19 protein-coding genes and 1 riboswitch are annotated in these 21,809 nt (G+C 39.8%); of the genes, 12 read left to right on the forward strand and 7 right to left on the reverse strand.

The genetic code is table 11. The features are described from left to right. Positions 1 to 80: 80 nt before the first annotated feature. The 3 genes from A9267_RS07265 (at position 81) to A9267_RS07275 (ending at position 1,997) form a co-directional block, all read left to right on the forward strand. Positions 81 to 875 carry a RelA/SpoT domain-containing protein gene (locus tag A9267_RS07265; protein WP_065108730.1) on the forward strand — a complete coding sequence of 265 codons (795 nt, stop codon included), beginning with the start codon at positions 81 to 83 and terminating at the stop codon, positions 873 to 875. Positions 876 to 1,025: 150 nt separating this feature from the next. Next, on the forward strand, positions 1,026 to 1,430 hold the full coding sequence (locus tag A9267_RS07270; RefSeq protein ID WP_065108731.1) for an SMI1/KNR4 family protein: 405 nt from the start codon (positions 1,026 to 1,028) through the stop codon (positions 1,428 to 1,430). A gap of 66 nt (positions 1,431 to 1,496) precedes the next feature. Next, positions 1,497 to 1,997: a DUF4447 family protein gene (locus A9267_RS07275; protein WP_055026255.1), complete on the forward strand. Its 501-nt coding sequence runs from the start codon at positions 1,497 to 1,499 to the stop codon at positions 1,995 to 1,997. Positions 1,998 to 2,064: 67 nt separating this feature from the next. On the opposite strand, the gene A9267_RS07280 is transcribed toward A9267_RS07275, so the two are convergent. Further along, the gene (locus A9267_RS07280) at positions 2,065 to 2,724 is read right to left on the reverse strand and encodes a glutathione S-transferase family protein (RefSeq protein ID WP_065108732.1); all 660 of its coding nucleotides are present in this window, start codon (positions 2,722 to 2,724) and stop codon (positions 2,065 to 2,067) included. Between the two features lie 810 nt (positions 2,725 to 3,534). Here A9267_RS07280 and A9267_RS07290 point away from each other — a divergent pair. Together A9267_RS07290 and A9267_RS07295 are read left to right on the forward strand one after the other, a co-directional pair. After that, positions 3,535 to 4,803: an NRAMP family divalent metal transporter gene (locus A9267_RS07290; RefSeq protein ID WP_065108734.1), complete on the forward strand. Its 1,269-nt coding sequence runs from the start codon at positions 3,535 to 3,537 to the stop codon at positions 4,801 to 4,803. Between the two features lie 160 nt (positions 4,804 to 4,963). Next, positions 4,964 to 5,428 (forward strand): DUF1456 family protein, encoded by a 465-nt coding sequence (locus tag A9267_RS07295; protein WP_055026258.1) that lies wholly within the window; start codon positions 4,964 to 4,966, stop codon positions 5,426 to 5,428. A 61-nt stretch (positions 5,429 to 5,489) separates the two neighbouring features. On the opposite strand, the gene A9267_RS07300 is transcribed toward A9267_RS07295, so the two are convergent. Further along, on the reverse strand, positions 5,490 to 6,077 hold the full coding sequence (locus A9267_RS07300) for a lecithin retinol acyltransferase family protein (RefSeq protein ID WP_065108735.1): 588 nt from the start codon (positions 6,075 to 6,077) through the stop codon (positions 5,490 to 5,492). Positions 6,078 to 6,100: 23 nt separating this feature from the next. Here A9267_RS07300 and A9267_RS21750 point away from each other — a divergent pair, with 23 nt between their 5' ends. Both A9267_RS21750 and A9267_RS07305 read left to right on the forward strand, forming a co-directional pair. Beyond that, the gene (locus tag A9267_RS21750) at positions 6,101 to 6,238 is read left to right on the forward strand and encodes a hypothetical protein (protein WP_156669117.1); all 138 of its coding nucleotides are present in this window, start codon (positions 6,101 to 6,103) and stop codon (positions 6,236 to 6,238) included. 157 nt (positions 6,239 to 6,395) lie between these two features. Continuing rightward, complete coding sequence (locus A9267_RS07305; RefSeq protein ID WP_065108736.1) at positions 6,396 to 8,084, forward strand: NAD-dependent malic enzyme; 1,689 nt, start codon at positions 6,396 to 6,398, stop codon at positions 8,082 to 8,084. Positions 8,085 to 8,152: 68 nt separating this feature from the next. On the opposite strand, the gene A9267_RS07310 is transcribed toward A9267_RS07305, so the two are convergent. Next, positions 8,153 to 8,836, reverse strand: a complete 684-nt coding sequence (locus A9267_RS07310) for a Crp/Fnr family transcriptional regulator (RefSeq protein ID WP_065108737.1) — start codon at positions 8,834 to 8,836, stop codon at positions 8,153 to 8,155. Positions 8,837 to 8,866: 30 nt separating this feature from the next. Then, the gene (locus tag A9267_RS07315; RefSeq protein ID WP_055026262.1) at positions 8,867 to 9,301 is read right to left on the reverse strand and encodes a DUF3069 domain-containing protein; all 435 of its coding nucleotides are present in this window, start codon (positions 9,299 to 9,301) and stop codon (positions 8,867 to 8,869) included. A gap of 410 nt (positions 9,302 to 9,711) precedes the next feature. Here A9267_RS07315 and A9267_RS07320 point away from each other — a divergent pair, with 410 nt between their 5' ends. The 4 genes from A9267_RS07320 to queG all read left to right on the forward strand — a co-directional run bounded on the left by A9267_RS07320 (position 9,712) and on the right by queG (position 16,688). Beyond that, the gene (locus A9267_RS07320; protein ID WP_082972262.1) at positions 9,712 to 11,544 is read left to right on the forward strand and encodes a sensor domain-containing diguanylate cyclase; all 1,833 of its coding nucleotides are present in this window, start codon (positions 9,712 to 9,714) and stop codon (positions 11,542 to 11,544) included. A gap of 82 nt (positions 11,545 to 11,626) precedes the next feature. Further along, a complete protein-coding gene (locus A9267_RS07325; protein WP_197495516.1) occupies positions 11,627 to 13,489 on the forward strand; it encodes a diguanylate cyclase domain-containing protein in 1,863 nt (620 codons plus the stop codon). Continuing rightward, complete coding sequence (locus A9267_RS07330) at positions 13,486 to 15,399, forward strand: tetratricopeptide repeat-containing diguanylate cyclase (protein WP_065108740.1); 1,914 nt, start codon at positions 13,486 to 13,488, stop codon at positions 15,397 to 15,399. The genes A9267_RS07325 and A9267_RS07330 overlap by 4 nt, the downstream gene beginning before the upstream one ends. A gap of 56 nt (positions 15,400 to 15,455) precedes the next feature. Beyond that, complete coding sequence (queG, locus tag A9267_RS07335; protein WP_082972264.1) at positions 15,456 to 16,688, forward strand: tRNA epoxyqueuosine(34) reductase QueG; 1,233 nt, start codon at positions 15,456 to 15,458, stop codon at positions 16,686 to 16,688. A gap of 126 nt (positions 16,689 to 16,814) precedes the next feature. Here the strand turns inward: queG and A9267_RS07340 are convergent, their stop codons facing one another. Then, complete coding sequence (locus A9267_RS07340) at positions 16,815 to 17,024, reverse strand: dodecin (protein WP_055026266.1); 210 nt, start codon at positions 17,022 to 17,024, stop codon at positions 16,815 to 16,817. Between the two features lie 446 nt (positions 17,025 to 17,470). On the opposite strand from A9267_RS07340, the gene A9267_RS07345 reads away from it, so the two are divergent. Then, a complete protein-coding gene (locus A9267_RS07345; RefSeq protein WP_065108741.1) occupies positions 17,471 to 18,382 on the forward strand; it encodes a LysR family transcriptional regulator in 912 nt (303 codons plus the stop codon). Positions 18,383 to 18,485: 103 nt separating this feature from the next. Here A9267_RS07345 and A9267_RS07350 read toward each other — a convergent pair whose 3' ends face one another. Together A9267_RS07350 and A9267_RS07355 are read right to left on the reverse strand one after the other, a co-directional pair. Continuing rightward, positions 18,486 to 19,241 (reverse strand): HDOD domain-containing protein, encoded by a 756-nt coding sequence (locus tag A9267_RS07350; protein WP_055026268.1) that lies wholly within the window; start codon positions 19,239 to 19,241, stop codon positions 18,486 to 18,488. Between the two features lie 182 nt (positions 19,242 to 19,423). Beyond that, positions 19,424 to 21,421, reverse strand: a complete 1,998-nt coding sequence (locus A9267_RS07355; RefSeq protein WP_065108742.1) for a TonB-dependent receptor — start codon at positions 21,419 to 21,421, stop codon at positions 19,424 to 19,426. Positions 21,422 to 21,564: 143 nt separating this feature from the next. Beyond that, a riboswitch (cobalamin riboswitch) is annotated at positions 21,565 to 21,801 on the reverse strand. Positions 21,802 to 21,809 lie beyond the last annotated feature (8 nt).

The raw sequence follows: 21,809 nt of genomic DNA on the forward strand, positions 1-21,809 counted from the left end.
AATCCCATATCTCAAAAGGGTTAGATGATTAACTCCGTTTACTGAATGCACTCAATGTTATCGAGTCTGTGGTATTGCTAATGAATAGAATTTTTCGAACTTTTTTTATCTTTTTATTATTACTAACAACCCGTAATGCTATTGCTGTAACGGTTGATACTAGCGCAGAAAAACCAATTTATGATGTTAGTCATGCTCTAGTCAATGATTTAGACAGTCTATTTAATTTAGCCAGCACAGCAGGTGCAGCCCCAATACAATATACCGATAACCTAGACCAACTGTATGAACGCGCACCGCTAGCAAAAAATGAACTTAGCCGTTTATTAAACGACATCAGCCAAACTTGCCATACACAAGTGATAATCCCTGAGATAAAAACCTATCAACGTGCGCAGCAAAAGATTCAACGTAAATTTGAGGGTGATGCGAGTTATATTACCGATATTGCTAGAGCCACACTGGTTGCAGATGATGTCAGCACCCTGATGCGCAGTTATCACGCCCTTAACCAAAGCACTGAAGTTGTTCAGGTTAAAAACCGCTTTGCTGAGCCAAAAGCATCTGGTTACCGCGACGTAAACCTGCTGGTTAAACTGCCAGAGTCTGAAATGATCGTAGAAGTGCAATTACACTTAGCTAAAATTGCAGACATCAAAAGTGGCCCTGAACATCAGGTATATCAGCAAATTCAACAAATTGAGGATATTGCTCAAGCCGAGCACCGTCCATTGAATGACTTCGAAATGATGCAAATTGTGCATTTACGTCAGTCATCTCACAAGCTTTACCACAAAGCATGGCTTAGCTATAAACGCCAAAGTCTTGCTCAATTTGACCCAACTCATATAGGAGACCAACCCCAAGCGGCTTAAGGCCACTATTTTCCAGTTTCAACGTTTGCCCCCTTCCTTTCGCACCTTACTTTAAGGTGCATTTTTTTGCGTTTTTGCCAGTGAGATAATTGGTTAACAGCGTTAATCAAGCTATACTCCCGCCATTATTGCCGATAACGGGAAAGACTGATGAATGACGTCATCGAAATGCTTCAAGAGTTAAGTGAAACGGTTCCTGTACCACTTGAATTACCGACTTTCGAGCAACTGGTTGAAGTGGAAGAACAGATATTAATTTCACTACCAAATGATTTAAAAGAATACCTGCTTTTTGGCAGTGATGTAATTTATGGCGCCATTGAAATGGTGACAGCATCAGACCCTTACTCGCACACTTACTTACCAGAAGTCACGAGCTACGCATGGTCTGTAGGTATGCCAAGAGAATACATTGCTATCTGCCAGCAAGGGGATAACTTTTACTGTATCGACCAAGAAGCCAATATTCGTTTTTTCAACAACGGACGTATGGCAGACATCATGTGGGAATCGTTATGGGATTGGATTCAAGACATCTGGCTTAAACGCAAATAGAGACTTGTTAGTGAATACTTTCCCCTTGCAAATTAAGACTGCAAAACAGATTAAATAGGAAATACCATGGCTAAATCAAACGCCCTAAACGCAATTGAAATGAAGTGTTTACGCTTATCATTGGGCTTGAACGTAGAACAAATTGCTGAGCTAACTAAAACTACAGCAGATGCTGTCACTGCATGGGAAGCGGGTGAAGCCGATGCGCCTGAAGTTGCGCAAAAGAAGTTGCTTGAAATCGAAGATACGATTGAAATGCAGGTCCTTAATACCACTGACGGTATTGAAGCTTTATTTAAAACTGAGCCTAAACGCCGTTTAGCATTTGTGGTCTACCCAACACAAGCGATTTATACTCAGTATAATCCTGAGTTTTTAAGCTCACTGCCTTTCACAGAGCTTTATAATACTGCCGCTTGGCGCATCAAAAAAGAGTGCCAAATTGTACTTGAAGTAGAAGTGAGCCTCGTACCGCTTGAGGTTGAAGCTTACAAAAGCTACCGCGCTGACAGCGGCATGAGCGAGTCTCGTGAAAGTCGAGCTAAATGGGCAGCAACGCAACTTTAGTCCATCTGTTACATGTAAAAAGGAAGCAATTGCTTCCTTTTTTGTTGTCATTTATTCATGTTAATCGCTACTCTTCTTGCGCAGCTTTAGCAATCTTTTCTGACTTTTCTAATGCAGATGTCATTGCAGGGCGCTGCTTCACTCTATCGCGATAAGCTGCAAGTTTTGGCGGAATCGTTTGCTCAAATACGGTTGCCCACAATAAAGTTTGCGTCAGTAAAATATCCGCAATGGTTAATTCATCCCCGCAAACATAACCTGTCTCTGGCACCCATAATTCGGCAATGTTGGCGGCTTTATCAAATTCAAATTTTGCCACGGGGAGCATGGCATCTAATCGCTGCTCTTCTGGCAATGCAAAACGGTGTTTACCCATACTCCATAACGGCTGTTCTAACTCACAAATCACAAAGCTCACCCACCGATGGTGCAGTCCAGCTTGTTTACTGCCGGGTTCAGGTAAAAATTTACCTTTGCCATATTTTTCAGCAAGATATTGCAAAATCGCAGCGGACTCAGTCATAACAAAGTCACCATCCGAAATAACGGGCATTTTGCCACTTGGATTAAGGCTTAAAAATGCTTCACTCCGATTATCACCTTTGGCAAAATTAAGGAATCTAAACTCCCATTCAGCACCTAACTCTTCCAGTAACCATGATACTCTCAACGCTCTACTTCGGGGCGTGCCATATAAGATGATGCCAGTGTTTACTTCTACGTTCATGTTTTTTCTTCCTATGATGAGTTGTCGGTCCGCTTAACAAATGATTGAAAATCAGCTTTCATTAATAGTAAACAAAATAACAGTGCCAGATAGTCCACTTAAAGTAAAAGACGAGCCTGTGGCTCGTCTTACTATTTTCTAGTTTTAAGCTAGGGCCTGTTGATCTTTCAAGGTTATTTTTGCAGCGAATTGTTGACCATTTATACAAGGAAGAGACTTTGTGGTGTAGTTATTCTACATAAAAAGTCTATAACGCAGTAAAAATGGCCAACAAACGCTGCCCAAAGGGGTCGAGTAAAAGCGTTTTACTCTTTGTTGGATGAATTTTGCTTAGATGACTAGGCATCAATCCATCCGCCTCAATTAAAACGCTTTTATTTCGAACAAAACTTAACCAGCAAAGATCAACTGGCCCTAACATATGAGCATTAAGTTAAAACTGAAATGTGTTAAAACTGATACGTCACTTTACCGTACCATAAAGCCCCAATAGCCGAATGAGTTGCCTGATCGTATCCCATGAAATCAGCAGCACTAAACAACGTTTGTAATGACTTGTTCGACCTTAACCAAACTGAGCTAAACCACTCCCATGTTTGTTTGCAATTATAGTTAAACTTTCCAGTAGACAATGCTTTATGATGCATTACTTCACTAGATACTAAACCCAATCGCGTCTCTCCATTTGTTGCGCAAGAATTTCAAAACTATTTGTAAACACAATGTTACTTTTCCAATTAAGGAAAATATGACATAGTCGTAAGCTAATATTTATTAACGTTTTATTTCTATTAATTAAAAAGAAAAATCATGCCGAAAAATAAAACCATAACCGATAGCCAATTTTCTACATCGACATTATTGGCCAGTTTAGGCCCTGGAATTTTAATGGCGGCAGCAGCAATCGGCGCGTCACACTTGGTTTCTTCTACTCGAGCTGGCGCAGAGTTTGGCTGGCAATTGGCATGGGTGGTTTTACTGGTTAATCTGCTTAAATACCCGTTTTTTGCTGCTGGCGCCCGCTATACCGCAGCGACAAACGAAAGCCTACTTCACGGCTATTTAAAACAAGGTCGTGGTTATTTATTGATGTTCACTTGCCTCAATACCATTGCAGCTATCGCCAGTACAGCCGGGGTGTGTATGTTAACCGCTGCCATGTTGACTCAATTTATTCCTTTACCCATCGATATCCTGGCATTTTTAGTTCTTATCAGTTCCCTTGCATTATTAATCCTTGGCCATTATCAACTCCTCGATAAATTGACCAAAGTCATTATGCTAGCACTAACTTTAACGACCTTAGTGGCAGTTGCACTGGCGTGGCAACACTATCAAGGCCCGATAGTCACAGAGCAAACGGTGAGCCCATGGCAATGGGCTTATGTTGGTTTTTTAGTGGCAATGATGGGTTGGATGCCTGCGCCAATTGAAGTCAGTGCGTGGAACTCCCTTTGGTTACTTGAAAAGAAAAAGACCCAAACTATTTCTAGTAAACAGGCTATATTTGACTTCAACTTAGGCTTTGTTGTCACTGCAATTTTAGCGATTATTTTCCTCGCATTAGGTGCGTTAGTCATGCATGGAAGCGGCGAAGTATTTTCAAGTTCTGGTGCTAAATTTGCCAGTCAGTTAGTGGATTTATATAGCGATGTCATGGGCGAAGAAACACGATATTTAATTGGTTTAGTCGCTTTTTTATGTATTTTCAGTACAACAGTGACCGTTATTGATGGTTATAGTCGCACCTTAGATATTGGTTGGCAGCTGTTAAATAACAAGCAAGATTGTACTAAAAGATTAACCAGAGTCATGTTATTGGTGTCCTCATTGGGGCTAGTATTGATTTGGTTCTTCAAAGGGGCATTATTGCCTTTACTTGAATTTGTCATGACATTGGCATTTCTAACCACAGTCATTTTTGCTTGGCTAAATTTAAGGTTGATGACCAGTGAGACACTTCCCGAGCAACACAGGTACGGTACAAAAATGAAAATACTCGCTGGGTTAGGCTTAGTCTATCTCGTTGGATTTTCATGCTTATTTATATACTGGAAACTCGCCATCCAGTCGTCGTGACCACAATAAATTTTTGTCTATAATGAAAGACGTCAATCTCATTGCAGATAATCTGAACTATTTGGCCTTTTTCAGGTATAATCCGCGTCCGATTTTTATTTAACGGCGATAAAACTAACTTTGCCGTTAAAAAACTGCGCAGCCGCGCCCAGAGACTTATATGATTAACAACGATATTATTCGCCGTCTACGTTTTGTATTTGATTATTCAAATGCCAAAATGATTAAGATTTTCGCTCAAGCCAATGTTGAAGTCAGCACAGATGAAATAATTAGCTTATTAAAAAAAGAAGCGGAAGAAGGCTACAAAGCCTGTAATGACAAGGTTATGTGTCAGTTCTTAGACGGACTAATTATCGAAAAGCGTGGTTTACGCCCGGGTAGTGAAGTTCCAGCACCAGTTAAAAACCTCACTAATAATTTAATTTTCAAAAAATTACGTATTGCACTAGAGCTTCGTGAAGATGATATTATTGAAATTTGTGGTTTAGCGGACTTTGTTATTGGCAAGTCAGAATTAGGGGCGTTATTCCGTAACCCTGACCACAAGAACTATAAGACATGTGGCGATCAGATTCTGCGTAATTTCTTACATGGCTTATCAATTAAACACCGTGGCGTGTAATCAAATTAGATAAACATTTACCTTGAAAGCACAGCATTGGCTGTGCTTTTTTGTGGCTTTTTTACCTCATGTTTAATGCCACTTCATCCCAATAAACAACTTGTTTAAATGCTTGAGCTAATAGCGTATTAAGTTGCTCAAAACTTCTCACTTCTGTTTCTTCACCGCTAATACATGACCAAACAAATCGATGACAGTTATTTGTAAATAAATCATATTCCCGATATTGATAGATGGCTTGCTCTGCTCGAGCCAATGCTTCTGGCGCGACAAGGGGCTGATGTAAATGGTTACACGCTTGAAAAATACAACTACCGGTTCGTCCTTGTAAAAATCGCTTAGCCGATATCACTCGAATCAAACCGCTTCCGTGCAATTCAACTAAATGGTCATCCCCCACCCAAATACCTGTATGCTCAATCACACCAAAGACGAAACAACATACAATAGCCCCAGGGGCGGCATCAACTTTGGCGTCACCTTGATGCCAAATACTAGGAGTTAACGGGCTCACAGACTTACCATTAGGCACTTTGGGCGCGCGCCCCATACGACGTTCATGTTGAATTGTTTTTCGCTGCTGGCGATCATCTGCCAGCATGATTGCACCAATAGCGGCAGTACCGAGCCAAATAAGAGGAAGCGCCATTCTCACCCCATAGAGTTACCATCATGTCTATACACAGCATGGCACTTAACGACCATAATGTCAGAACCAAAAATGTTACGACATTTTGCAATCTTAATACTGCTGAATATGCCTATGCTTCATTTAACAAACACCAAGATGACTCTGACGTCACTATTTAGCTGAAAAAAAGTGTGAAATAGCTCACTTAACAGACCACAAAAAATCTTAGTTGTGTTAACCTTCATCGATAATTAAAAACGTCTATTTTTAGGCAGTCACAATTGGCTATTTATAGATAAAAATAACAGTCATTCGACACTGACAATAAGGTTTCCAATGGACGATAATAAACGCCCCCTCTATCTTCCTTTCGCAGGTCCAGCCATTCTTGAGTCTCCTTTGCTAAATAAAGGCACAGCCTTTAGTGAAGAAGAACGCATTTACTTTAACCTCGAAGGGCTTATTCCTTGGGTCATTGAAACCATTGAAGAACAAGCATCACGTGCTTACGAGCAATATAAAAGTTTTAGTAATGATTTGGATAAGCACATTTATTTGCGCAACATCCAAGACACTAACGAAACCTTATTCTACCGATTAGTTCGTAACCATATCAGTGAGATGATGCCTATCATCTACACCCCAACTGTGGGGCTCGCCTGTGAGCGTTTTTCAAAAAACTATCGTCGTAACCGTGGATTATTTATCTCATACGATAACAAAGATCGTATTGATGACATTCTCAATAATTCGACTCGCCATAAAGTAAAAGTCATTGTCGTAACAGATGGTGAGCGAATTTTAGGCTTGGGTGACCAAGGCATTGGCGGTATGGGGATCCCTATCGGTAAATTGTCGCTGTATACCAGCTGTGGCGGTATTAGTCCGGCTTATTGTCTTGCAATCACATTAGATGTGGGCACAGATAATCCTAATTTATTAGATGATCCTATGTACATGGGGTCGCGTCATCCTCGTATTGGCGGCGAAGAATACGCCGACTTTATTGAAGAATTTATGCAGGCGGTCAATCGTCGCTGGCCTGATGCACTGATCCAATTTGAGGATTTTGCGCAGAAAAATGCAATGCCGTTACTTGAGCGTTATAAAGACAGATTCTGTACTTTTAATGATGACATTCAAGGCACCGCTGCAGTTACCGTAGGCTCACTTCTCGCAGCATGTAAGGCAGCTGGAACCCAATTATGTCAACAGCGTGTTGCCTTTTTAGGGGCTGGCAGCGCAGGTTGCGGTATTGCCGAGGCCATCGTGGCGCAAATGGTGGCAGAAGGTATTTCTGACGAGCAAGCCCGTTCACAAGTGTTTATGGTCGACCGTTGGGGCTTGCTATTAGATAACATGCCTACTCTATTATATTTCCAGAAAAAACTGGCTCAAAAAACGGTGAATGTTCAACAATGGGATGGGTTTAGCGATCATATTTCATTATTGGATGTGGTTAATAACGCTAAACCAACTGTCTTGATTGGGGTTTCTGGCGCACCAGGTTTGTTCACTGAAGAAATCATTCGAGCAATGCACAGTCATTGCGAACGCCCAATTGTGTTCCCATTATCTAATCCAACAAGTCGTGTTGAAGCAACACCGAAAGACGTTTTGCATTGGACATCCGGTCAAGCACTCGTTGCCACAGGCAGTCCGTTTGAGCCTGTTGTCATCGAAGGTGAAACCTATGAGATTGCTCAATGTAATAATAGCTTTATCTTCCCAGGTATTGGCTTGGGTGTATTAGCCAGCGGAGCAACCCGAGTTTCAGATGAAATGCTTATGGCATCAAGCCGTGCGCTTTCTGAATGCTCTCCTCTAGGTAAAAACGGCACAGGTTCATTACTCCCCGCCCTTGAAGACATTCAAGAGGTGAGTAAATACATTGCTTTTGCTGTTGCTAAAAAAGCCATTGAACAAGAACTGGCATTACCTTGCCCTGATGAGCTATTAACGCAGAAAATTGATAGTAATTTCTGGGAACCTGAGTACCGTCGCTACCGACGCACTTCTTTCTAGTGCTGCAAATCAGCCACAAAAAAGCYTAGCTAAATTAGCTAGGCTTTTTTATATCTTCACAGGTAAATTTACATCACCACTCTGTCTTCTAAAGACTGAGCTAAGGCTGCATAATCATTGATATACAGCTTACCTCGAACCAATTCAATTAACCCTTCTTGAGCTAGTTTATTCAATACTTCATTGACTCTTGGTCGGCTAACGTTAGCGATTTCGCTAAGTTGTTGCTGGGTAATTTTAATTTCGATTCTAGGAATATTAGTCGACTTCTTACTTCGTACTAATTCCAATAAAAAGAACGCAATACGCTCTTCAATTCCATAGAAAGACAAATGCATACCTTGAACAATTTTGGGGCTATTTGTACGCATAATACTGTACAAAAGTTTGTAAACCTCATTGTTTCTTTTCGCCAACTCATTAAGTTCACTTTTTGGAAAAAACAAACTTTTGAGCGGCTCAAGCTCACAGGTGTATAAATTGATTTTGGGGTATATCTCAATAGCAACAGCACCCACCCACATTTGCTTACCAAAAATAAAGCTAGCTAATGGTCGGTTATCAATACTTGTCGTTGCAAATGTTCCTAATCCTTGAACACAATAATAAATACCGCGTTGTTGGTCACCGTCGATCAAAGTGGAATAACGATCAATTCCATCAATTTCGATAGCCAGATCCATGATTTCAGCTTTAGTGATTTCACTTAACTCACAAGGCCACTGGATCTGCTTAGTTGATAATAAAGACATTTACACTCCCAAAATGCGTAATCACTTGTCTTAAATAGCCATCACTTGTTTGAAGCTATTTAATAAAGAACGGTCAGTTCTTGCTTTCTTTAATTTCTTAATACTTTCTTTGAGTGACTGTTCGGCTAATCGGCCAAACACCCCATCATATTCTTTTTCATCGATCGCTTCGTCTGAGTCTGCTTCATCAGCAATTTCTTGAGCTACACGACTCAACTGCATCCAAGCATTGGCAATATAAAACCCATGAAACTCAGCTTGCGGCATCAATTTTTGCGCACTTGCAGGCAAACTCTGCCAACTTTTTTCAAATAAGCCTGCATTGTCTTGGATCAGTTCTTTAAATAAGCCTTCATAAGCCTCTAAAAGAGTTTCTGGCAACTTATCCATAGGCAAAACTTTATTTGCCACATTAAACGAAATCGCTTTTGCAGTAGCTTGATATTCAGCAGTTCTTTCAATCATTAATTATTTCTCAAGTTAAGATTTTTATTGTATTGCCGAGTAAAAATTCATTTTGCCACCCCGGATTCACCTAAAAAAATCTACTACCATTATTTTATTTTGGTATTTTTTCGCAATTATTTAAATGATGTTTGAGAAGGTTAACAAAGTGAATAGACACCTGACTAGTACATTTGTTTTAGTTTATAATAATTTAACTATTATACCCAAAACAAATGTTATTAAAGTAACACTAAGCAACTAATTTAATTAGTTTTAAGCACAAAATACATACATTGCATTTACTTTTAGCCGCTTGATTGAACAATTATAATTATATGCCATAATGGAATAATATTTATAAACAACATGAGAAAAACCTAATTAACACTCTGCTTAAATATGCACTCGCTTTCGCTATTAGCGTGTCTTTGCTAACTCAAGTAGCAACAGCAAGCAGCGCCTCCTCTCAACAACGAATAGATCAGTTATTTGAGATATTTTTTTTGGGAGAAGAAGGCGATCTTGAGTTATTAAATAAGTATCTTGCAGAGCTCGATCAATTAATCCCAGCTGACGATATAAAGCAACGTGAAAAGCTGATCCCACTCCAATGTTGGTACCATCCTTCTGAAACGACCGAAGAGTTTCAAAAAGCCATCAAGCATGCCGAAGTATTAATGGAGGCGCATCAAAAAAGCTATCCTTCAGAGCTGCATGCAGATTTATTATTATGCCGCGGTTCACATTACCAATATTCAGGTAAGCCGGAACAAGCGAAATTGGATTATGACGCAGCAATTAAAGAAGCGTATTTGATTGAAAATATGCGCTTAATAGCAGATGGCAGAAGCATGAGAGGCACCATGTTATCTTATGAAGGTGACTACACTGGTGCCCTTGAAGACCTAATCCCTGCTCAATCCATGTATGAACAACTCAACCTAGCTTACTGGGCACGGGTTAATTTAAGTGAAATAGCCAATAGCTATCGCCGTTTTGGCGACCCGCAAATGGCACTGACATATCAACTCAAACTTGAAAAAGCATACCTAGACAATAATCAGCTAGTAGAAGCGTTTGATACCAATACGCAAATAGCGTACTCCTATGAGGCATTAGGTGATAATCAATTGGCTTTAGAGCGACATCAAAAAAGTTACCAATATTGGCACCAACAAAAGAATTCACTTTCAGCTGCTGCTTCTGCTGTAGATATGGCAGGAATATTAATCAAGTTGAATCAAGTAGATGAAGCTGTTGAAATTTTAGAGCAAGCAGAAAATACAGTCACAATTGAATTTGATGGCCTTTTTAGTTTCATGAAATTATTCAGTGCCCAAGCGGCACTGATTAAACAACATCCCGAAAAAGCGCTGGAATATGCTGAAGAAGCTGAATCAGGATTTAATGTTAGCAATAACGATCGTGGGTTAAGCCAGCTATACACTCTACGAAATCAAATCTATTTATCCATTAAAGATTACCAATCTGCTCATCAAGCACTAACAGATTATCTCAACGTTCATCATAAGCTTGATCAACTCAGTCTAACGAGTCGAAATAGTGAAATGAGAGCACGGTTTAACACCGATAAAATTGAAGCTGAAAATCAAAACTTACTCTCAATACAGCTCATAAAGGAAAAAGAATTAGCAGCGCTTGAGCAAAACAAACGATTGCAAAACATTATCATTATATTGGTCGCGATCATTTTAATCATCGTGACCATATATGCGGTAAAACAAGTCAAGCGCAAACAAAAATTCAAAGATCTTGCATTGACTGATGAGCTCACGAAACTGGCTAACCGACGCCATACCTACGCGTTAGCTAAAACATATATTAACCAAGCAAAAACCGAGCATAGCCAATTTTCGGTTATTTCTTTTGATGCGGATCATTTCAAGAAAGTCAACGATACGCTAGGACATGACATTGGCGACAAAGTGTTGATAAAACTTGCTAAAATAGCAAAAGAGTTGATGCGTAAATCCGATACTGTTGGTAGAGTCGGAGGGGAAGAGTTCCTGATTTTATTACCTGGGGCAAATGAACAACAAGCTTATGATATCGCAAGTAGGCTTATTGTGAGAATTGCTGACGCTGATTGGGATACTATCGCGCCAGAGCTTAAACAAACGGTCAGTGCAGGCGTCACGCATTATCAAAATGGCGATAATTTTGAAAACATGCTTTTGCGTGTCGATAATGCACTTTATCAAGCAAAATCTGCAGGAAGAAACTGCGTTAAAACGGTATAACACATTGCTGTGTCAACGACATTATTGGCCTTTTATAAACAAGATTACGAGTCCAATTATTAAACTCACTTTTTGTCTATGTTTGATTTTATTAGGTTGTTTTACCCAACACGTTTTCGCTAACCCTATACAAAACCAAGCTGCAGACGATATTTTTAATCAGTTCAATAATGATGAACTGACAGGCACGTTATTCACCGATGAAAAATTGCTGGAGCTTGAAGCCCTTATTGCTCCTAATGATTTACCTCGCCTTCAAGCTCTTAAGACGTTTACATGTAAACAAGTTCGTGCACATGAAACTGATAAGTTGCACGCCTTAATCAAATCAACAGACTCAATATCAAACGGTCATTATTATGCGAAAAGCACCCCGATATTATTGAACCTTTGCCGCTCTAAAGCACTACGTTACCTTGGTAAGCATGAGCAAGCTAAAGCAATCAACCTAGCAATGCTAGCCTCAGCGACAGAACTTAACGATGAAAATGTATTAGCGAGTGTTCATAACTCTATTGGTCAACAGGCGTTATTTGAAAACCAGTTTTTTAATGCTATAGAAAGCATTAGCAAGTCCTATGAGCTTCACCAAAAAATCGGCCATACAAACTCGGCTAATTTGAATATTATCGAATTGGCGAGTGCTTACAGACGCTTAGGCGATAACGATAAAGCACTATATTATTATGGCATTGCCGAGCAGCGTCTCATTGAAAACCAAAGTCACATTTTACTGGCGATTGTTCAGCATTCATTGGCTTACATAAAACTTGATAATGGTGAATATCAAACCGCTTTAGCGTATTTTCAAGATGTATTAAACGTCGCCAATAAATCGAACAACCAGCTGTATCAAACGCGTATTAAAGTCGATATGGCTGCACCGTTAATCAAACTGTCACGATTAGAAGAAGCGGATAGGATTCTGACTGATGCACAAACCATTATTGATGAAGAAATGTTCTCTCATTATGGCTATATGCATGCTTATCTATTTGAATTACGTTTCTTGCAATCACTCAATGAGCAAGCATTACGTCATTTTATAGAAGCTGAAAGAAGCTTTAAAAAATACAATAATAAAAAAGGGCTTTCCCTTATTTACCAACTCATTAGTGAATACTTTGCCCAACAACAGGATTACAAAACGGCTAATCATTGGCATCATCAATTTCTGACTATCCATCTTGAACTGGATAAAGCAACACAAGAAACCTATAACTCTGAAATGAGAATACGATTCGACTCTAAACAACTCGAAGATCAACAAGACCAATTATTGCAGTTTCAAGCATTGAAAGAACAACAACTTGAAGCTCTAAAAACAAAGCAGCGATTACAATACATAGCGTTAATGTTAACTGCGGTATTTTTTATTATTCTTGTGACGTTTTTAATAAAGCTAATAAAAAAATCAATTCAATACAAAAGTTTATCATTAACAGATCCCCTCACTGAGCTGCCCAATCGATTATTCGCTTATCAAGTGTTAAATAAGTTATTAGCACAAAAAAACCAATTTTCGATTTTACTTTTAGATGTTGACCACTTTAAATCAGTCAATGATCAATACGGTCATGATGTGGGAGATCGTGCTCTTCAACTCATTGCTAAGCAATGTTTAAGCATACTGAATAAAGATTACACCTTATCTCGTATTGGTGGCGAAGAGTTTTTAATCATCATGCCAAGTACCGATAAAGCGCAAGCTATTCGTTTTGCTGCCAACATTAACCAAAAAATAAAATTAATAGACACGACCTCCTTGGCAATGAATAAACCTTTTACCGCCAGTATTGGTATCAGTAGTGTGACGTCATCAACCACAATTTCAACTCAGTTAAAGCAAGCCGATATTGCACTTTATAAAGCGAAAAATAACGGGCGTGATAATACGGTTCATTTTCAAGATTGCTCCTCTCATGAAAGGGAGGAACAGCAATGAAGCATTTTTTAAGGCTGCCCGCGTTGCTAATGAGTTGCTTGAGTTTATTAAGCTTATTGGTATCAATCACATCTTTGGCCAATACACTGGAAGCCAATGAATTCAGTAACCCTGAATTTGATGCGCTGTTTACCATCGTTGATCATGGCGATATCAATGATGAACGCTATCCACAAACCATAGAGCAACTCACGCAAATGATCACTAAAGGTGACATGGTTAGAACCCATAAACTGTTACCTAAACAATGCTTAGCTTTTAACTTTTTTGAGCCAGAACAAAATGAGCAGGCAGCAAGTTTCATTATCAATGCCTATGAAAATTACCCAGAAATGCCACAAGCCATTCGCATTGAACTATCACTATGTGAAGCAACGCTCCTGCGCTACCGTGGTGAAATAAACAACGCAAATAAATTAATAAAACAAGCGCTAGCTGACGCTAAACAAATCGAACACTTACGCTTAATAGCTGACGCTTACTCCATGCTAGGTCAAATTGCTTCTTATACTGGTGACTTTGCTATTGCGTTAGAAAACTTGCTGCAGTCTTATGAAATCTATCAAGGGCTTAACTTACCAACACTAGAACATTTAGGGTTACTTGATTTAGCGATTACCTACCGCAGATTAGGTGAAACTGACACAGCACTTAAATACTACCAGGAAGTTGAACGTCAATTTAGTTCAACAGGACAAACGGCCTTAGTCATGATCGTAAAAAACGATATGGCTTACGCCTATGAAGATTTGCAACAATATCAAAAGGCAGCAGACAACTATTTATCGATTTACAATTATTATCAAAAAGTGCATACCGACCCCACATTCGTCGCCCGGGTTGCTGTTGATATGTCATCGGCACTTATACACCTAGGTCAATATCAGCAAGCACTCAACTATTTAAATCAATACGAAAACATCGTCAGTCCAGCTGTTGATACCCACTATAGTTTCTTGCAACTACACCAAGCCCAAGCTAAACATGGACTCGGTCAAACACAAGCAGCATTACCCCATTTAGAAAAAGCCATTGCGGGATTTGATAAAAATAACAATAAACGTGGCCACGAGATGTTGCTCAAACTACAAGTTGAAATTTATGAATCACTTGAATGGTGGCAACAAGCGTACGAAGCACAGTTAGCCTTATACGACATTCATGTATTGCTAGATAAAGCCCTTAAAAACCAAGCTAGTACAGAGATGCGCGTTCGATTTGATAGCCAAAAATTAGAAGCAGAAAACGCAGAGTTAGTCGCCTTTCATCAACTTAAAGATGAGCAACTTGTTATCAGACAGGATAATGAACGCTTACAGGTTTTGGCATTGATGTTAGGAGTAGCATCAGTACTCACACTAGTGTTATTCAGTGTATTTCTTAATAAAAAGTCTAAGCAATTAAAGTATTTAGCGCTAACAGACTTATTGACTCAACTCCCCAATAGATTGAGCTTTTATCGTAGAGCCAATAGTGCGTTTGATAAGCATATTCAAGATAAAGCCCCTCTTTCTATTATTTCGATTGATATCGACCACTTTAAAAAGGTTAATGATAACCACGGTCATGTATGTGGTGATAGAGTATTAAAAGCTGTTGCTAATATTATTCGTAAACACATCAAAGAGGATGATATTGCAGGGCGTGTCGGAGGAGAAGAATTTATCATTTTGCTCCCCAAAGCCCGTTCTCAAGCTGCTGTTAGCTTAGCTCAGGAAATTTCAGCAAGCGTTAATTTATACCAATTCTCCAATTTTAGTGACAACCTTGAGGTCACAATCAGTGGTGGCGTCAGCACTAGCCACGGAGAAACCACCTTATCTCAGTTAATCAAAAAAGCTGATTTGGCGCTTTACAGAGCAAAACACCAAGGTCGAAACCAAATCGTTTACTTTCATGATGATGACTAATGCATAAACACGTATAATATCGATATCATCACAGTTGCAAAGCGTGTTTATGTCATATGTCTAATCTACCTTCGGCTACGAACACTCAGCCTGTTCCAAACCCCCAAGCCACCAGCATACCGCCAGTGTTAAGCCGTGCCCTCACCACACAAGAATCAACCAGCCTTGCGCGCTTAATTAAAGCATGGGCTATCGAGTTAGGGTTTGCTCAATTAGGCATCACAGACACAGATTTAGCAGAACAAGAACCTAAGCTACAACACTGGCTGGACCAAGGTTACCATGGTGAAATGAGCTATATGGCCAACCACGGAATGATGCGGGCAAGGCCCCATGAATTGCACCCAGGTACCGTTCGAGTATTGAGTGCTAGAATGGATTACCTTCCTCCACAGGCCGGATTTGCAACCAATCTTGCTAACCCAAATCTAGGTTATATTTCTCGCTACGCTGGCGGTCGTGACTATCACAAATTCATTCGAAAGCAGCTAAAAAAACTTGGCGATAAAATTGTCGCTCATTGCCAAACACTTGGTGTTACAGGAGTCGACTTTCGACCTTTTGTCGACTCAGCGCCTATCCTTGAGCGCCCACTCGCAGAAAAAGCAGGTTTAGGCTGGACCGGTAAGCATTCATTGTTGTTACACCCTGAAGCGGGCAGTTGGTTTTTCTTAGGTGAAGTGCTCACTAATGTGCCATTACCCATTGATATTCCAATAGAGCAAAGCTGCAATACCTGTGTTGCCTGTATTAAATCATGTCCAACCAATGCCATTTTGGACAATAATGTTGTTGATGGTAGTCGCTGTATCTCTTATTTAACCATCGAACTTCAGGGCGCTATTCCGCTTGAGTTCCGTAAGGCCATCGGCAATCGCATTTATGGCTGCGATGACTGCCAACTAGTTTGCCCTATTAACGCAAGAGCACCGCTGACAGAACAAAGCGACTTTCATATTCGCCAGCAATTAATACAACCGGATTTATTAACTCTATTTTCTTGGAGCGAAAAGCAGTTTTTATCACTAACTGAAGGTAGCCCAATACGTCGTATAGGCCACAGAAATTGGTTACGTAATATCGCTATTGCACTAGGCAACGCACCTTATAGTGAAAATATTATTAGCGCACTTAATGCTAAAAAGCTGTCTGAAGAAGTTGATAAAATGGTCATTGAACACATTGACTGGGCACTTCATGAGCAGCAACAAAACCATGAAAACGCGGTTAATCGTAAAACACTGCGAGTGGTGAGAAGTATCGAAAAAGGCTTACCTAGAGATGCATAGTCACCATTAATAAGGCGCAATATCATAACTGAAATGCATAGCCTCATTAAAGATGAATAAACAAAATCAGCGACAAATGAGCATAAGATTACCATCCACATTTGCGCTGATTACAGATAAAAACCATTAACTTTGATCTAAGGTAAAGCCCACCTTAATTGTCACTTGCCAATGAGCAATTAACCCTTCTTCTAAATGCCCTCTTGTCTCTACGACCTGAAACCAACGCATATGCTTGATAGATTTATTCGCTGCAGCTATCGCATTTTTAATCGCATCATCTGAGCTAATGGGAGAAGATCCCGTTAATTCAATCAGTTTGTATGTATGGCTCATTATCACTCCGTTACTTAAATAAGAAGATTTATTCAGTATAGGTAATCTATTAAAGTCTGCTTAATTTCAGCAATATCAATGCTACTTCACTGAGCTTAATCAGCATTTGTCACCTACGACATTAGCTTCATAGAACTGTTCAGATGGATCCCCTTTACAATTCGACCGTCAACAAGCTCAGCCATCTGGGTGATGAAATTCATATCAAATGTTATTCAGTGCTCATCTCTTACTCAAAACGGCAAATTATTAAACATTGTAGGGACTTATAAACATTAATCTTGTAATTCCTATATCAAAAACGCCATTAAATTAACAAAAAACACACATTTCTGTAAATTAATTACACAGGCGTCTGGACGTCTAGAAGTTTATTGTGATAGTCTGTCATTAAGCAATCGAATTGATTTCACCCGTAAGTTGAGCAAAATTCATGTGAGGATAATATGATAGAGCTGAGACATCTTCGTACTTTGATGGCACTAAAAGAGAGTGGTAGCCTTGCTGGTGCTGCCAAAAAACGGTTCGTTACCCAATCAGCGCTATCACACCAAATTAAAGAATTGGAAACCCGTATTAATTCAGCCATCTTTATCCGTAAAAGTAAGCCATTATCGTTTACTCAAGAGGGGGCAAGATTACTGAACCTTGCCGAAGAAATTTTACCTAAAGTGATGGTCACCGAATCTGATTTGAAAAAAGGTTTAGATGCAGAATCTCAGTCATTAAAATTGGGGATTGAATGCCACAGTTGTTTTCGTTGGTTAATGCCTGTCACTGAAGCATTTAAACAATTAGCACCTGATGGTCGTATCGATTTGTCGAGCCGTCACTTATTTGATTCTTTAAATGCTTTAGAGCTAGGCGAACTCGATATTGTGCTCACCTCAGATCCTGTGCCAGGACATGCATTAGCGTACCAACACTTATTTGATTTTGAGGTAAAGTTGGTTGTTGCTAACGATAATCCATTAGCAAAAGAAACGTTTATTAAACCTGAACAACTGGCTAAACAAACCCTAATTTCATACCCAGTACCGCTGCAACGCTTAGATATTTATAAGCACTTTTTAGAGCCTGCTGGTGTTGAAGCGGGTGAGCAGAAACAATGTGATTTAACCGCAATGCTGTTACAACGAGTTGCATGCAATGACGGTATTGCCGCATTACCAAGTTGGTCAATTAACGAAAGCCATGGGCTAAACCTATCCTCTGTGAGACTGGGAGCAGAAGGCCTTAAACGGCCATTATTTGCGGCTTACCGTCGTAATGCTGCTAACACCAACTTGATTCAAAAGTGGTTGACCCTAGTTGCTGCTGAAGGGTTAAAGTTGCAAAGGTTAGCTCAACAACACTAAAGCAAGAAAGTGTTAGAGACACCATAAAAAAATGCCACTGATACAGTGGCATTTTTGTTATTTAAGATTTGATATTTAAAAAACAGTTGAGGAATGAGTTACATCACGAATCGATATCAGATAGTGGATTTATCAAAACATTACGTTTCGCTAAAACATGTCTTAACACCATGCCCGCAGAGTTCGCATTATCTGTCTGCTTGATATTATGAGCAATCATAAACTCATTACGTAAATCATCATCAAGCCCTAATGCTTCAAATGCTTCTATAGACAGGCTTTGTTGTTGAGTATCAATGAGGGTTTTAATCACTTGTAGTGAGATAGCTTTTTCTGATGCGGCATTTAAAAACGCAAATGCACTCAAGGTTATTACCTGACCAAAAACGCTGAATAAGGCTAAGGTTTGCACTTCATCAGCATCAATATCAATCGGTTGATCGCTTTCTTCAATATCACGTAGATGCTGCACCGCATCGACGGCGATACTTTCAGTTAACGCCCAATAACCTTTAACCAATTTACTGTATGGTTCTTTAAGCTCATCAAGACGTTCTTTTAAATAAAATGAAAACGCGTAACGATAAATATTCACTTGACCTAAACGGATAAGTGCATCTTTAATGCTGCGATTTTTAGTCGAAATAATACCACCAGCTTGAGCCGTATTACTTCGCCATAATAAGTGTGCAGCTAACGCAGGATCGCTAGAAACGATATCAATTAACACACGGATATCAGCTTCATTAATGAGGGCTTTCTTCAAAGGGATCAAAATACCGCGACGACCAATCACTTGTTCTTCGTTGCCGATAATAGCTTTGACTTGAGTTAACACTTGTTGCTCAAGATAGGTCATATTGTACTGCTTCCCTTTCACATTTTTATATTTCTCTAACGAGATTTATCCACATAAGCAGCATAAAGGTCAAGTAATTAATCCTTAATCAAACAAAAAGCCGACAAGCGAGTTGTCGGCTTTAATTTTTCTAGTGTTTTATCCTGTTTGGATTTTTGCCACCGTTTAAAAAATAATCACTTCTAAAAACGGTATCCAGCAGTCAAACGTACAGAGCGGCCATTCCCTGAATAATAACCATTACCCCATGCAGAGTAATAGCCAGCGCTAACGTACTCTTCATCAAATAAATTATCCGCACGCAAACTTGCAGACCAATTATCACGAGTGTAGTTCAATGCAAGGTTAGCTAGCACATAGCTGTCTAATTTAGGGTCAACATTGGCATTATCACCTTCGATATAACGCTCACCGGTGTAAATGCCTTCAGCAAACACTTGCCACTCACTTGCAATGTCATAACTGACATAAGCACGTGCATTATGTTCAGCAACCCAAGACAAAGCTTTACCTTCATTTTCACCTTCAGTGAACTCAGCATCAATGTAGTCATATGATGCACCTAATAACCAATCTTCTGATAATTGAACATCAAAGCTGGTGTTAACCCCAAAACGGCGAGATGCATCCGCATTAACGTTTGCACCGCCACCTTGTGGGCCATCTGTGCGCCCAGCGTCATAAACAATTTCATCTTCTAAATCGAGTACATAAGCGTTTAATTTGAAGGTGTATAAGCTTTCTGTCCAATCCCATCCTGCTTCATATGAACGACCAGTTTGTGGGTCCAACCCTATTGTGGTTACTGGTGTGTAAGCCTGCTCATCAACTTTAGCAAAACGGAAGTTATCATTAGCACGAATATAAAAGCGATGTTCGATACTTGGACGATAATTTAAACCTAACTCAAATGCATGGGCGTCATTATCAAGCTCGACACCGTTTGGATATAAAGTTTGATCGGTTAAATCATCAGTCACTTCACTATAGCGGCCACCCACGACGTAAGATAATGTACTTGTTAATGGCACCGAGGCTTGAACGTAAACGCTTGCCATTTTTTGTTCATTGTTTCTTTGAGTGTAAGCCAGATCAAAATCAGCTTCACCAACGCTTAAATCAATACCAGCGACAATGTCTAAATCACCTTGCTCTAACTGGTAATTACCCGTCGCTTTAGGTGAAAAGCTAAATAAGTTACGCTCAATTCGCCCAGCACTCCCCCATAAAAAGTTAGTGGTTAAGGTATCTGAATAATTTATATCAGCGGCTAAAGCCCACTCATTAGTTAATTGATACTCATAACCACTACGCAGTGCTGTGGTCATTTCATGGGTGTAGTCATCATCTGTGAATGGTGCAGCTTGACTAGGATCATCTTCAAATTGCGCTAAGGTTAAAGCACCTGGTGCTTGACGATTATCGTCATAGTAGCTGGCTTCTACAAAAAACTGCTGTTTATCAGACTGATACTGTAAACGTCCTAAAATAGAGCCCGTTTCACTCTCGTTATTATCACGATAGTTATCGCTTTGGTTGTAGCTACCCGCTAAGTAATAACGCCATGCATCATTGATTTGGCCAGAAATATCACCTTTAGCTTCATAGGTATCAAAACTACCAGCGCTTAGCTCAAGACCACCACCAGTTCCGTTAGGAGCTTTAGTGATAATATTAATGACACCACCCACGGCTTGATCACCGTAAACGACACCAGCACTACCATATAGCACTTCGACACGCTCAACTTGGTTTAACGCTACCGCATTCAAACTAGGCGCTGAAATATCGATATTATTTAAACGGCGACCATCAATCAAAATAAGAGTGTTACTGGCAGCTTGCGATGCGGTAAAACCACGCATAGCAAAGGTCGTACCTGAATTATTATCAGACACTTGAATACCCGCTTGGCTGCGTAGTAAGTCAGTTAAGCTTACAGCGCCGCTCATCTCAATGTCTGCGGGGCCAATGACGTGCACGTTAGCAGCAATATTCAGTGGGTTAGCTTCACTTCGACCTATGACCACAATGGTTTCTGTTTCTGCATTGATAGCAGCAGGCTCAGTAGTTGATGGTGTATTCGTCGTTTCAGCATTAGCAGTTGAAACAAAACTTGCAGCAGAAACACTTAATATCAGGCTCAGTGCAGTGGCGATTTTAGTTGGATTAGTACCCATTTACCTTTAACTCCTAAAAGGAAAAATGGGGCATATTTGCCGCAGCATAGGTGCTAGCAATTTGAATGAAATCAAGTTCAATTGACACTCAATGATTCACTCATGGCTAGTAAGGCTACATTTCGAGATCTGCCCACCGAAATCTCAAAATCATTTTTTGGGCCGGTCTCCGGACTCAGGATAAAGTCACCATTGTGACTCACGAAGCTGAATTTTAAACGTTATAGACTTGTCAGTTCTCCAACAAGCCTATTTAACGCACTCAGTTCTCACCATTACCGTTGCGGGGGCAGTACCAGGTTTTCACTGGTTTCCCGATTATCCCAATTCTATTCATTGAATGAAATAGAGGCTGGGCACCACAAAAAATTGACGATAAATTTGAATT

The sequence above is a fragment of the Shewanella sp. UCD-FRSSP16_17 genome, assembly GCF_001675935.1.
GTDB lineage: Bacteria > Pseudomonadota > Gammaproteobacteria > Enterobacterales > Shewanellaceae > Shewanella > Shewanella japonica.